The organism is Asanoa hainanensis (assembly GCF_900188485.1).
Lineage (GTDB): Bacteria > Actinomycetota > Actinomycetes > Mycobacteriales > Micromonosporaceae > Asanoa > Asanoa hainanensis.
The window spans coordinates 476,240-487,868 of the sequence record NZ_FZPH01000002.1 but is presented as its reverse complement, the minus strand read 5'-3'; the positions used below and the strand labels follow the sequence as shown (position 1 = coordinate 487,868).

13 protein-coding genes are annotated in these 11,629 nt (G+C 72.0%); 6 read left to right on the top strand and 7 right to left on the bottom strand.

Annotation, left to right across the window (positions count from 1 at the left end; all coding sequences use genetic code 11):
- Positions 1–5: 5 nt before the first annotated feature.
- Both CHC05_RS06135 and CHC05_RS06130 read right to left on the bottom strand, forming a co-directional pair.
- Positions 6–752 carry an ABC transporter permease gene (locus tag CHC05_RS06135; protein WP_089245558.1) on the bottom strand — a complete coding sequence of 249 codons (747 nt, stop codon included), beginning with the start codon at positions 750–752 and terminating at the stop codon, positions 6–8.
- Positions 749–1,687: an ATP-binding cassette domain-containing protein gene (locus CHC05_RS06130; RefSeq protein WP_089245556.1), complete on the bottom strand. Its 939-nt coding sequence runs from the start codon at positions 1,685–1,687 to the stop codon at positions 749–751. Before CHC05_RS06130 ends, CHC05_RS06135 begins: the two co-directional genes overlap by 4 nt.
- A 120-nt stretch (positions 1,688–1,807) precedes the next feature.
- Here CHC05_RS06130 and CHC05_RS06125 point away from each other — a divergent pair, with 120 nt between their 5' ends.
- On the top strand, positions 1,808–1,996 hold the full coding sequence (locus tag CHC05_RS06125) for a DUF1918 domain-containing protein (protein ID WP_089245554.1): 189 nt from the start codon (positions 1,808–1,810) through the stop codon (positions 1,994–1,996).
- On the opposite strand, the gene CHC05_RS06120 is transcribed toward CHC05_RS06125, so the two are convergent.
- Complete coding sequence (locus CHC05_RS06120; protein ID WP_179266068.1) at positions 1,997–3,232, bottom strand: MFS transporter; 1,236 nt, start codon at positions 3,230–3,232, stop codon at positions 1,997–1,999. It abuts the gene before it with no gap.
- 120 nt (positions 3,233–3,352) lie between these two features.
- On the opposite strand from CHC05_RS06120, the gene CHC05_RS06115 reads away from it, so the two are divergent.
- A complete protein-coding gene (locus CHC05_RS06115) occupies positions 3,353–3,967 on the top strand; it encodes a PadR family transcriptional regulator (RefSeq protein ID WP_089245550.1) in 615 nt (204 codons plus the stop codon).
- The gene (locus tag CHC05_RS06110) at positions 3,964–5,127 is read left to right on the top strand and encodes an FAD-dependent monooxygenase (RefSeq protein ID WP_089245548.1); all 1,164 of its coding nucleotides are present in this window, start codon (positions 3,964–3,966) and stop codon (positions 5,125–5,127) included. Before CHC05_RS06115 ends, CHC05_RS06110 begins: the two co-directional genes overlap by 4 nt.
- Here CHC05_RS06110 and CHC05_RS06105 read toward each other — a convergent pair.
- The 4 genes from CHC05_RS06105 to CHC05_RS06095 form a co-directional block, all read right to left on the bottom strand.
- On the bottom strand, positions 5,124–5,537 hold the full coding sequence (locus CHC05_RS06105; RefSeq protein ID WP_089246148.1) for a four-helix bundle copper-binding protein: 414 nt from the start codon (positions 5,535–5,537) through the stop codon (positions 5,124–5,126). The two genes, CHC05_RS06110 and CHC05_RS06105, sit on opposite strands and share 4 nt — an antisense overlap.
- Before the next feature lie 72 nt (positions 5,538–5,609).
- Positions 5,610–5,822: a DUF4229 domain-containing protein gene (locus tag CHC05_RS40540; RefSeq protein WP_144022492.1), complete on the bottom strand. Its 213-nt coding sequence runs from the start codon at positions 5,820–5,822 to the stop codon at positions 5,610–5,612.
- A gap of 34 nt (positions 5,823–5,856) precedes the next feature.
- Positions 5,857–7,077, bottom strand: coding sequence for an RNA polymerase sigma factor (locus CHC05_RS06100; protein ID WP_089245546.1), 1,221 nt, complete (start codon positions 7,075–7,077; stop codon positions 5,857–5,859).
- A 24-nt stretch (positions 7,078–7,101) separates the two neighbouring features.
- Positions 7,102–7,467, bottom strand: coding sequence for a YciI family protein (locus CHC05_RS06095; RefSeq protein ID WP_245870696.1), 366 nt, complete (start codon positions 7,465–7,467; stop codon positions 7,102–7,104).
- Between the two features lie 162 nt (positions 7,468–7,629).
- Here CHC05_RS06095 and CHC05_RS06090 point away from each other — a divergent pair, with 162 nt between their 5' ends.
- The 3 genes from CHC05_RS06090 to CHC05_RS06080 are packed head-to-tail and all read left to right on the top strand — an operon-like array spanning position 7,630 to position 11,589.
- Positions 7,630–8,790, top strand: a complete 1,161-nt coding sequence (locus tag CHC05_RS06090) for a sensor histidine kinase (protein ID WP_089245542.1) — start codon at positions 7,630–7,632, stop codon at positions 8,788–8,790.
- Complete coding sequence (locus CHC05_RS06085; protein WP_089245540.1) at positions 8,783–9,457, top strand: response regulator; 675 nt, start codon at positions 8,783–8,785, stop codon at positions 9,455–9,457. Before CHC05_RS06090 ends, CHC05_RS06085 begins: the two co-directional genes overlap by 8 nt.
- Before the next feature lie 59 nt (positions 9,458–9,516).
- Positions 9,517–11,589, top strand: a complete 2,073-nt coding sequence (locus CHC05_RS06080; protein ID WP_089245538.1) for an MMPL family transporter — start codon at positions 9,517–9,519, stop codon at positions 11,587–11,589.
- Positions 11,590–11,629 lie beyond the last annotated feature (40 nt).

Below are 11,629 nucleotides of genomic sequence, written 5' to 3'. Positions count from 1 at the left end.
ATGCCTCAGCCGGCCGCGTTGAACCGACGCACCGCCAACGGCGCGAAGACCGCCGTCAGCAACGCGCAGCCGAGCAGCAGCCAGCCCAGGGACGCTCCGGGCGCCGTGCCGGCCATCAGCGCCCGGACCGCGCTGACCAGGTGGCTGACCGGGTTGACGTCGACGAACGCCTGGAGCCAACCGGGCAACGTCGCGGGCGTGGTGAAGATGTTGCTGAAGAACGACAGTGGGTAGAGCACCGCCTGGGTCAGGGCGAGCACCGCCCCGGGGGTCTTGATGGTGAGGGCCAGCAGCGTCCAGAGCCAGGAGAGGCTGACCGCGAACAGCAGCACGAGCAGCACCGCGCCCAGCACCCCGGCGACACCGCCGGCCGGCCGGAAGCCGAGCGCGAGCCCCAGCACGATCACCACGACCGAGGCCAGCGCATAGCGGACCAGGTCGCCGATCAGGGCGCCCGTCAGCACGGCACCGGGGCGGATCGACAGCGTGCGGAACCGGTCGTACACGCCGGTGGCGATGTCGACGCTGAGCGCGGCGCCGGTGGTGCCGGTGGTGACGAGCAGGGTCATCACCAGGATGCCGGGCACCAGATAGCCGATGTACGCGTCGATCGAGCCGCCGACCGCCCCGCCGAACAGGAAGCTGAAGATCAGCGTGAACACGACCGGGTGCACAGCGACGTCGAGGAGCTGGATGGGCGTCCGGCGGAACTTCTTGAGCGCGCGGCCACCGAACGCGAGCGTGGCGGTCATGCGACCTTCTCCTTCGTGGTCAGGGCGAGGAAGACCTCGTCGAGGGTGGGCTGGCCGAGGGCGAACTCGGCGACCTCGATGCCGGCCCAGGACAGCTCGGCCAGCGCCGCCGCCGCACCGCCGGCCGCCTCGGCCCGCGCGGTGAGCCCGGCCGGATCGCCGTCGACCGGCACCGCCGCGCCCAATGCCCGGGCCAGCAGGGCCAGCCCGGCCTCCCGATCCCCCGGGTCGCGCAACCGCACGTGCAGCGTGCCGCCGCCGATGGAGGACTTCAGCTCGCTGTTGGTGCCCGCGGCGACCAGCCGCCCGTGGTCGATGACGGCGATCCGGTCGGCGAGCTGGTCCGCCTCGTCCAGATACTGCGTGGTGAGCAGCACGGTGGCGCCGTCGGCGACGAGCCCGCGCACCACCCGCCACACCTCGCTCCGGCTGCGCGGGTCCAAGCCGGTCGTGGGCTCGTCGAGGAAGAGCAGGTCCGGCCGCACGACCAGGCCGGCGGCCAGGTCGAGCCGCCGGCGCATGCCGCCGGAGTAGGTCCGGACCAGCCGGTCGCCGTCGTCCGCCAGGTCGAAGGCGGCCAACAGCTCGTCGGCACGGGTCGCGGTGGCGGCCCGGGTCAGCTTGTGCAGCCGGCCGAGCAGGGTCAGGTTCTCGCGGCCGGTCAGCGTCTCGTCGACCGAGGCGTACTGGCCGGTCAGGCTGATCCGGCCGCGGACCGCGGCCGGCTCCGCGACCACGTCGTGGCCGAACACCCGCGCCTGGCCGGCGTCCGGGCGCAGCAACGTGGCCAGCATCCGGATCGTGGTGGTCTTGCCCGCCCCGTTCGGGCCGAGAAACCCGTAGACGGAGCCGGTCGGAACGGTCAGGTCGATGCCGTCGACCGCCCGGGTCGCGCCGAAGGCCTTGACCAGCCCCGACGCCTCGACAGCGTGCATGGTCGTCTCCCTATCCCTAGAGTCGGACTCTAGTGTTGCACTCTAGTTGGGATGCCCGTCAAGGTGTGCACCGGGAATGCGGGGGAAAGAGCAGGTCTAGCGCGCGGGAGGAGGCACGCCATGCAAGCCGAGGTAGGTGACCGACTCGTCGTCGAGGGCATCCACGTGGGTGATCCGCGGCGACTCGGTGAGATCGTCGAGGTGCGGCATTCCGACGGGAGCCCGCCGTACCTGGTCCGCTGGCCGGACGGCACCGAAGGGCTGGTGTTCCCGGGCACGGAGGCCCATGTGGAGCACCAGAAGAGCTGATCAGCCGCTGACCGCGGCCGCCAGCGGGGCAGGAGTCTCGTCGCGGTCGAGCTCGCGCCAGGTCCGCCGGAAGACCAGCGGGAGCAGGGTGACCCCCAGATAGAGAAACGCCGAGAGCAACAGTCCCGGCGTACGCCCCAGCGTGTCCAGCACCAGGCCGCCGAGCAGCCCACCCAGCGGTATCCCGGCCCAGGCGAGCGACCCGGTGAAGCCGAACACCCGGGCGTGCAGGTCAGGCGGCACCCGCTCGAACATCGCGCTGCTGATGATGGGGTTGATCGACGCCGACATCGCGCCGGCCCAGACGCAGATGCCGAGCAACAGGGGCAGGCTGGTGGTCAGCGCCATGCCGAACAGCAGCGGCGACCCGGCCAGCAGCAGCGAGAGCGCGAAGGTGGCGTAGCGCGGCAGGCGCGGCCCCAGCCAGGCGAACGCCATCGAACCCAGCACCGCGCCCAGGCCGTACGCGCCGGCGATCGTGCCCAGCAGCGACGGGTCGTCGAAGACCTGCTTGATCCAGGCCGGCACGTACACCGCCATCGTCGCCTGGTCGATCAGGTTGGCGAACAGCAGCAGCGCGGAGATGGCCAGCAGCAGGCGATCGGTGCGGACGTAGCGCAGCCCGACCCGCAACGACTCCAGGTAGCCGTCGGTGGTCTCCTGCCGCGGCGCGGACGGCACCGCGACCGCGATGAGCGCCGCCGCCAGCAGCGCGGAGGCGGCGTCCAGCAGCAGCACGTTCACCGCGCCCAGCAACGTGATCAGCAACCCGGCGGCCGGCGTGCCGAGCAGGAACGAGAGCCGCTCGACGCCGGCGTACAGCGAGGTCACCCGCTCCAGCGGCGCGCCGCTCGCGGCGACCAGGTCGGGCACCATCAGCCGCTTGGCCGCGTCCGTGATGCTCTGGACGGCGCCGAGCACGGCGACGATCACCAGCAGGGCGGCGAACGGCAGCCCGGCGCTATGGCTGAGCGCCGGCGCGGCGGCGAGGACGGCGGCACTGGCCAACCCACCGGCCACGGCGCAGCGCTTGCGGCCGAGCCGGTCGATCCACGGCGCACCCGCGATCTTCACCAGCACGTAGCAGCCGGTCTGCGCGAACGCGACCAGGCCGACCCGGGTCAGCGAGCCGCTGGAGTCGAGGACGAGCCAGGGCAGCGCCAGCATGGTCATCTTGTTGCCGGCCAGCGACGCGCCCTCGGCGACCAGGAACGCCACCAACGGTCGCCGCCTCACCTGCCCCATGAGTAACGACCCAACCGCCATCCCGCCGCGTACGCAACCTGTCGCGATTTCATTAGTTGACTCTAACTATTTGGTGATGGATAGTTGAAGCTAACTAATGGAGGTGCTTTGGTGGCTGCGAAGCGGAAGGTCGGCAACCTGCTGGCGCTGGCGGTGCTGTCCTACCTGACGATGGGGCCGAAGCACCCCTACGAGCTGTCGCGGACGCTGCGCGACAACGGCGACGACCGGAGCATCCGGTTCAACCACGGCTCGCTCTACATGGTGATCGCGCAGCTGGCCAAGGCCGGCTTCGTCGCCGAGCAGGAGACCACCCGTGCGGGCCAGCGTCCCGAGCGCACGGTCTACGCGATCACCGACGCCGGCCGTGCGGAGCTGCACGACTGGCTGCGCGAGCTCGTCGGCGAGCCCGACCACGAATACCCGCACTTCGTCGCCGCGCTCTCGCTGATCGCGGCGCTGCCACCCGACGAGGCGGTCGCCCTGCTCCGGCAGCGCCTGGTGCGCCTGGGTTCGCTGCGGTCGTCGACCCGAACGCTGGTCGACGGCGCCCTCGCATCGGGGCTGCATCCGCTGTTCCTCGTCGAGGAGGACTACCGCGCCGCGCTGCTCGACGCCGAAATCGCGTTCGTCGAGCGGTTCATCGGCCAGATCACCGATCCGGAGACGGGCTGGGGTCCGCAATGGGCCGCGTTCCACACAGGACAGAAGGGGTACGAGTCATGATTCGCACCGCACTGGTCATCGGTGGTGGCATCGCCGGGCCGGCCACCGCCATGGCGCTGCGCAAGGCCGGCATCGACGCCACCGTCTACGAGGCTGCTACTACACCGCGCGGCGGCGCGTTCCTCACGCTGGCGCCCAACGGGGTCGACGCGCTCCGGGTGCTCGACGCCGAGGAGTCCGCCCTCGCCAACGCCTTCCCGACCCCGGGCATCACGCTGCGCAGCACCACGGGCAAGGTGCTCGGCTCGTCCAGCACGGGCGGGTCGCGCAGCTTCACCCTCCGGCGCAGCGATCTCTACCGTGGCCTGTCTGCCTCGGCCGCTGAGCGCGACATCCCGGCGTTGACGGGCAAGCGGTTCGTGGGCCTCTCCGAGACCGCGACCGGCGTGGAGGCCTCGTTCGCCGACGGCACCACCGCGACGGCTGACGTGCTGATCGGCGCCGACGGCATCCACTCCGCGGTCCGCCGGGCCATCGAGCCGACCGCCCCGCCGCCGGCCTACGCCGGGCTGGTCGGCAACGGCGGCTTCGCCCCACCGGTCTCGGCGGTCACCGCTGCCCCGGGCCACTACGAGATGATCTTCGGCCGGCGGGCGTTCTTCGGCTACCTGGTCGCACCGGGCGACGAGATCTGGTGGTTCGCCAACGTGCCGCACCGCCCCGAACCGACCCGCGCCGAACTGGCCGCGGTCGACTGGCGGTCCCGGCTGCGCGAGCTGTTCGCCGACGACGAAGGGCCCGCACTCCCGATCATCGACGCCACGCCGGAGTTCGTGCCGATGGACCCCATCTCGTCGGTCCGTGGCCTGCGCTCCTGGCACTCCAACCGGGTCGTGCTGGTCGGCGACGCCGCACACGCTCCGACGCCGACCTCGGGCCAGGGCGCCTCACTGTCCATCGAGGATGGTCTGGTGCTGGCCAAGTGCCTGCGCGACCACGCGTCGCCGGCGGACGCGTTCGCCCGCTACGAGGCGGCCCGCCGCCCGCGCGTCGAAGCCATCATCAAGGCGGCCGCCCGCAGCAACAGCTCGAAGGCGGCGGGCCCGGTCGGCCGGGTGATCCGCGACGCGGTGCTACCCACGATCCTGCGCCTGGCCGCCAACAGCGCGGCCCAACGCAAGGTCTTCGACTACCACGTCGACTGGGCAACGGCGGCCTAAACCGCGTCCATCGCGGCGAGCAGGTCTCGGCAGGCCTGCTCGCAGGCGCGGCAGGCGTCCGCGCAGATGCCGCAGTGTTCGTGCATCTCGGCGTGCAAGCCGCACTCCTGGGCGCAGGCGGAGCAGGCGATGACGCAGGCCTGCAGCATCGCGCGGCCGATCGTCGCGTCGTAGCCGGTGTGCCGCGACAGCACGCGTGCAGTCGTCGCGCAGACGTCCGCGCAGTCGAGGTTCGTGCGGATGCACCTGACCAGCTCGGCCACGTCGGGCTCGCTCAGGCAGGCGTCCGCGCACGCGGTGCACGCCTCCGCGCAGTCGTCGAGGATGTCGATGGTGGCCGCCAACTGAATCCGATCCAGGCTGATCGCCTGCGGGTAGGTCTCCAGCATCGGCAGCGTGGACGTTGTCATGATCGCCTCCTGGACGCGTTCGGACACGTGCCGCATTCCCGCATCCGCCCAGGTCATACCTGGCGGCCAGGGTCAAGGGCGGGGCCGGCGCCCGAACGCGACCACCATCGCCAACGCCAGTCCGGCGATGCCGACGAGAATGCCCGCCGCCGCGGCGCTCACGGCCAACCCCAGCGCGAGGCCGCCGACGACGGCGACCGCGACGCAGATCGCCGCGGTTACCCACTGGGCGCGCGTCAGCGCCACCGAGCCTGGACGGATTGACCAGCGCTGCTTCGAACCCATGCCCGTCGATGTGCCCTGACGGCTCAGGTCTCAATCATCGGGTCGCGGCGGCCGCGCGTTCCATCAGGAGGTTGCGTTCCTGGCGGGTGGGTGCCAGGCCCGCCGCCCGTTCCAGCTCTTCGGCCGCCTCGGTTCGGCGGCCCAGGCGGAGCAGCAGGTCGCCGCGGATCGCGCCGTACAGGTGGTAGCGGCCCAGCCGCGGATCAGCGCCCAGCTCGTCGACCGCGTCCAGGGCCGCCTGTGGGCCGTCCACCTGCAGCAGGACGACCGCGCGGTTCAACCGCACGACCGGCGACGGGGCGAGCTGGGACAGGGCGTCGTACAAAGCCAGGATCGCCACCCAGTCGGTGTCGGCGAAGCTTGGCGCGCGAGCGTGGCAGGCGGCGATCGCGGCCTGCACCGTGTACGGACCGAGGGGCTTGCGCAGCCGGCGGGCGCGGGCCAGGGCGGTCAGGCCGTGTGCGATCAGCGTGCGGTCCCAGCGCGACCGGTCCTGGTCCTCCAGCAACACCGCCTCCCCCGACGGGCCGGTCCGGGCGGCGAACCGCGACGCCTGCAGCTCCATCAGGGCGACCAGACCGTGCACCTCGGGCTCGGCGGGCATCAACGCGGCCAACACCCGGCCGAAGCGCATCGCCTGCTCGGCCAGGTCGCGACGGATCCAGTCGTCGCCTGAGGTCGCCGCGTGGCCCTCGGTGAAGATCAGGTAGACGACCTCCAGCACGGCGCTGAGGCGGGCCGGCAGGTCGTCCGGGTCTGGCAGCGCGAACGGGACCTCGGCCTCGGCCAACGTGCGCTTGGCCCGGGAGATCCGCTGGCCGATCGTGGCCGACGGCAGCAGGAACGCGCGGCCGATCTCGTCGGTGCTCAAGCCGCCGACCATCCGCAGCGTCAGCGCAGCCCGGGACTCCTGGGCCAGCACCGGGTGGCAGGCCACGAACACCAGGGAGAGCAGCTCCTCGTCGGTCGCGGCGGCGGCGCCGGCCTCGTCGTCCACCGCCAGCAGGGCGTACTTCTGGTCGCGTACCCCCTCTCGACGAATCATGTCGATCGCCCGGCGGCGGGCCGTGGTGAGCAACCACCCGGCCGGCTCGTCCGGGACGCCGTCGCGCGGCCACTGTTCGAGCGCCGCCAGGTAGGCGTCCTGCGCGAAGTCCTCGGCCAGCCCGACGTCGTTGACGAGCCGGGTGAGGGAGGCGACCAGCCGCCCGGAATGCATCCGCCACACCGCTTCGACGGTCCGCCGTGCGTCCATGTCGCCCCTCCCCCCGCTCTTTCTCTAGCTGAGGTCCGCGAAGTCGGCCTCGTCGTAGTAGGGCCGGATCTCCAGCACCGCGCGCACGCCGAGGTCGGGGTCGCTCGGGCACTGCCGCGCCCACTCCACGGCCTCTTCCATCGAGCTGACCTGCCACACCCAGTACCCGGCGATGATCTCCTTGGACTCGGTGAACGGGCCGTCGACGACCGACGTCGTGCCGCCCTCGAAGACGATCTGCCGACCATCGGAGCTGGGCCGCAGCCCGCCGCCGTCCAGCATGATGCCGGCCTTGATCAGCTTGTCGTTGTACTCGCCCATCGTCTTCAGCATCTCCGCGGTCGGGGCGATCTTGCCCTCGTCGGCGCCGGTCCCCTTGATCATGACCATGACCTTCACGATGTTTCCTCCTGTGTCTCGGGCCGCCATCGCGACCCTCTTCTACCCGGTGGTCGAACGGGGAGACGCCGTTTTCGACAGCACCTCAGATTAATTTCGGGCTCCCTCCTGGGAGGGAGGCGCGGGCGGTCGGGCGCGACGGATACTGCCAGCGTGGTCGAGCAGGCGCGCCGGGCCGTCCGGCAGGTGACGGACGCCGCGTACCGCCTGCCGCCGCTGGTCATCGACTCGATCATCGCCCTGCTCTGCTATCTCGCGACGATCGCCTCGCCGGTGGTCGACGGCGAGGACACCTTCACCATGTACGTCTTCGCGGCGCTGAGCTCGCTGCCCCTGGCCTGGCGGCGCCGCTGGCCCGTCCCGGTCACCCTCGTCACCGGCTGCGCCACGGCGTTCCTCGCCGTCAACGACCTCATCAAAGAGGTCCCGTTCGGACAGCTCGTGGCCACCTACACGTTCGCGTCGCTGGCGAGCCCGGCCTGGCGGGCGTTCGGCATCGTCGGCACGATCGTCGGGTTGACCATCTCGCTGACGCCGAAGAACAGCATCCTGCCGGTGAGCGCCTCGGTGATCCTGTTCGGCGGCGCGTACGCGCTCGGCGCCATCGCCCGCTCCCGGCGCGGCCTGATCGCCAACCTGGAGGCCCGCGCCGAGCAGTTGGCCGCCGACTACGCCCAGGCCGCGGCCCGCGAACGCGAGCGGATCGCCCGCGACATGCACGACATCGTGGCCCACTCGGTGAGCCTGATCGTCGTGCAGGCCGAGGCCGGCCCGGTGGTGGTGCGCCGCGACCCGGCCCGGGCCGAGCAGGTGTTCGACGCGATCGCCGACGCCGGCCGGGACGCGCTCACCCAACTGCGGCGCACGCTGGGCGTGCTGCGGTCGGAGCCGGCCACCCGGACACCGCAACCCGGGCTCGACGCCATTCCGCCGCTGGTCGAGCAGGCCCGGGTGGCGGGCCTCGCGGTAACCCTCGACGAGGCCGGCGACCGGCGGCCGATCCCCGCGGACACCGCCGTCGCCGCGTACCGGGTCGTGCAGGAGGCACTGACCAATGTGGTCCGACATGCCCGCGCCGCCCGGGTCGAGGTGCTGCTGCGTTGGTCCGACCAGGCGCTGGTGCTGGAGGTCCGTGACGACGGCCGCGGCCCGAGCCGGCGGCCGGGCGGCACCGGCGGACACGGTCTGATCGGCATGCGGGAGCGGGTGGCCGCGTGCGGCGGGACGCTGCTGACCGGCGCCGCGACGGATGGCCCCGGGTTCCGGGTGCACGCTACGCTGCCCGTCGTGGAGTCGGTCGTAGTCCGTGGCTGAACCGATCCGCGTGCTCGTCGCCGACGACCAGGAGCTGGTCCGGGGCGGGTTCGCGCTCATCCTCGACGCCCAGCCCGACATCACCGTGGTCGGCGAGGCCGCCGACGGCGCGCAGGCGATCGACGCAGCGGCCCGGCTGCGTCCCGACGTGGTGCTGATGGACGTCCGGATGCCGCACGTCGACGGCATCGCGGCCACCGCCCGGATCTGCGCCGCGTCCGACACCCGAGTGCTCGTGCTGACCACCTTCGACCTCGACGAGTACGTCTACGACGCGCTGCGGGCCGGCGCGAGCGGCTTCCTGCTCAAAGACATGCGCCGCGACGACCTGGTCAACGCGGTGCGGGTGGTGGCCGGCGGCGAGGCCTTGCTGGCCCCGACGGTGACCCGGCGGCTGATCGCTGACGTGGTGGCGCGGGCCGCCGCCCCGCGCCGGGGCTTCGCTGACGCCCGGCTGGCCGCGCTCACCGCTCGGGAGACCGAGACGCTCAAGGCGGTCGCCCGCGGACTGTCCAACGCGGAGATCGCCGCCGAGTTCTACGTCACCGAGCACACCGTCAAGACGCACGTCAGCAACCTGCTCACGAAGCTCGCCCTGCGCGACCGGGTGCAGGCGGTAGTCCTCGCGTACGAGGCCGGACTGGTGGTTCCTCGCTCCGGCGAGTGAGCCGGAGTCCACTCCGGACGGCGATCCCCTTTTTTCGCGTTCGGCGTTGGATTTCGTCTATGACAACCTCACTCGCCCGCTTCTCCGTACGCCGTCCCGTCATCGTGCTGGTGATCTGGCTGGCCGTCGTCGCAGCCGGCTTCACCGTCGGTGTCGGCGTCTTCGAGCGCCTCGTCGGTGACGTCGGCGTGGTGCCCGGCAGCGAGTCGGACCGCGCTTCCGACCGACGCGACGCGCTGGCTCCGGCGCCCGAGGAGATCACCGCGATCGTCACCGGGATCTCCGCCACCGACCCCGCCGTGCTGGCCGCGGTCGACCGGGTCGGTGCGGACCTGGCGGCCATGCCGGGAGTGGCCGAGGTCAGTCCGCCGGTGGCCGCTCCGGACACCGGACGAGCGCTCCTGTTCACCGTCACGATGGACCTCGGCGACGACGCGGACGACGTCGCGGCGCAGGCCGCCTCCACCATCCGCGCCGGCCTTTCCGATGGCACCGTGACCGTGTCGGGCGGCTCGCTGAGCGAGGACGAGTTCAGCGAACAGGCGGCCAGCGACGTGGCCCGGGCTGAGATCTTCAGTACGCCGGTCATGCTGCTGCTCCTGCTGATCGTCTTCGGCGGCCTGCTCGCCGCCGGGCTGCCGCTGCTGATCGCGGTGGTCGGGGTCGGCGGCACGTTCGGCGTGCTGTTCGCGTTCAGCCAGGTGACCGACGTGTCCGTGTACTCGATCCAGATCGTCACGATGCTCGCCGTCGGCCTGGCCGTCGACTACGCGCTGCTGGTCGTCTACCGGTTCCGCGAGGAGCGGGCGGTGGACGCCGCGGTCGACGGCGCAGTGCTGCGGACGGCCGCGACCGCCGGGCGTACCGTGCTGTTCTCCGGCCTGACCGTCGCGGTCGCGCTGGCCGGGCTGACCGTCTTCCCGGACCCGTTCCTGCGCTCCATGGGCATTGCCGGCACGGCGGTCGTGGTGCTCGATCTGCTGGCCGCGCTGACCCTGCTGCCGGCCCTGCTCGCCCTGTTCGGCAAGCGGATCAAGCCGCGGGCGCCGCGCCCGGCCGGTGTCGGGGTGTTCGCCCGGCTCGCCCGGCTCGTGCAGCGCCGCCCGGCCGTGACCGCGTTGACGGTCCTCGTCGCCATGCTGTTCCTCGCGATCCCGGTGCTCGACATGCGGTTGTCCGGCGGCGATGCCCGCCTGCTGCCGGCGAGCACGCAAACCCGCGCCCTCTACGACGAGCTGGTCGTCCACTACCCCGACGAGGTCCGCCCGGACGAGGTCTCCGCCGTGGTCGCCGCCGCGCCCGACAGCCCCGCCGTCACCACCCTGCGGGATCGGATCCAGACCATGCCGGGCGTACGCGAGGTCGAGGTGCGCCCGATCGGCGACGAGTCGTTGGTCCAGGCGGACGTCGACCAGGAGCACCAGGACGCGGTGGCGACCGCCGTGCGCGATCTGCCCGTCGACAGCCTCGTCGGTGGCGACGCGGCCCGGCTCATCGACTACCGCGCCATGCTGGGCGAGCGGATGCCGTGGGCGATCGCGCTGGTGCTGCTCGGCACCCTGCTCCTGCTGTTCCTGTTCACCGGCTCGATCATCCTGCCGATCAAGGCGGTGCTGACCAACCTGCTCAGCATCGGCGCCGCCCTGGGCGCGGTCGTCTGGGTCTTCCAGTGGGGCAACCTGGGCCTGCCGGAGCTGGACGGCACGAACCTGACGGTGCCGGTCCTGGTCGCGGCGATCGCCTTCGGCCTGTCGGTCGACTACGAGGTGTTCCTGCTGTCGCGGATGCGCGAACGCTGGCTGGCCGGCGCCTCACCGGAGACCGCGGTCGCCGAGGGCCTGCAACTGACGGGCCGGATCGTGACCGCGGCGGCCCTGCTGCTGGCCATCGTCTTCGCCGGCTTCGTAGCGGGCGGCTTCGTCCCGATCCGCTCGGTAGGCCTGGGCCTGGTGCTGGCAGTCCTACTGGACGCGACGATCGTCCGCATGCTCCTGGTCCCGGCAACGATGACCCTGCTGGGCCGCTACAGCTGGTGGGCGCCGGCCTGGCTGGCCCGCCTCCACACCCGCTTCGGCGTCACGGAGTCCGCGCCCGAAGCGGCTCCCACGCCGTCGTTGGCGCTGACCCGCTGAACATCCGGTGCCGGGGTGCCCGCACACGGGGGCGGGCACC

Coding starts and splice junctions, on each gene's coding strand:
- CHC05_RS06135 (WP_089245558.1), bottom strand. CDS start 752: ATGACCGCCACGCTCGCGTTCGGTGGCCGCGCGCTCAAGAAGTTCCGC.
- CHC05_RS06130 (WP_089245556.1), bottom strand. CDS start 1,687: ATGCACGCTGTCGAGGCGTCGGGGCTGGTCAAGGCCTTCGGCGCGACC.
- CHC05_RS06125 (WP_089245554.1), top strand. CDS start 1,808: ATGCAAGCCGAGGTAGGTGACCGACTCGTCGTCGAGGGCATCCACGTG.
- CHC05_RS06110 (WP_089245548.1), top strand. CDS start 3,964: ATGATTCGCACCGCACTGGTCATCGGTGGTGGCATCGCCGGGCCGGCC.
- CHC05_RS06105 (WP_089246148.1), bottom strand. CDS start 5,537: ATGACAACGTCCACGCTGCCGATGCTGGAGACCTACCCGCAGGCGATC.
- CHC05_RS40540 (WP_144022492.1), bottom strand. CDS start 5,822: ATGGGTTCGAAGCAGCGCTGGTCAATCCGTCCAGGCTCGGTGGCGCTG.
- CHC05_RS06100 (WP_089245546.1), bottom strand. CDS start 7,077: ATGGACGCACGGCGGACCGTCGAAGCGGTGTGGCGGATGCATTCCGGG.
- CHC05_RS06095 (WP_245870696.1), bottom strand. CDS start 7,467: ATGGTCATGATCAAGGGGACCGGCGCCGACGAGGGCAAGATCGCCCCG.
- CHC05_RS06080 (WP_089245538.1), top strand. CDS start 9,517: ATGACAACCTCACTCGCCCGCTTCTCCGTACGCCGTCCCGTCATCGTG.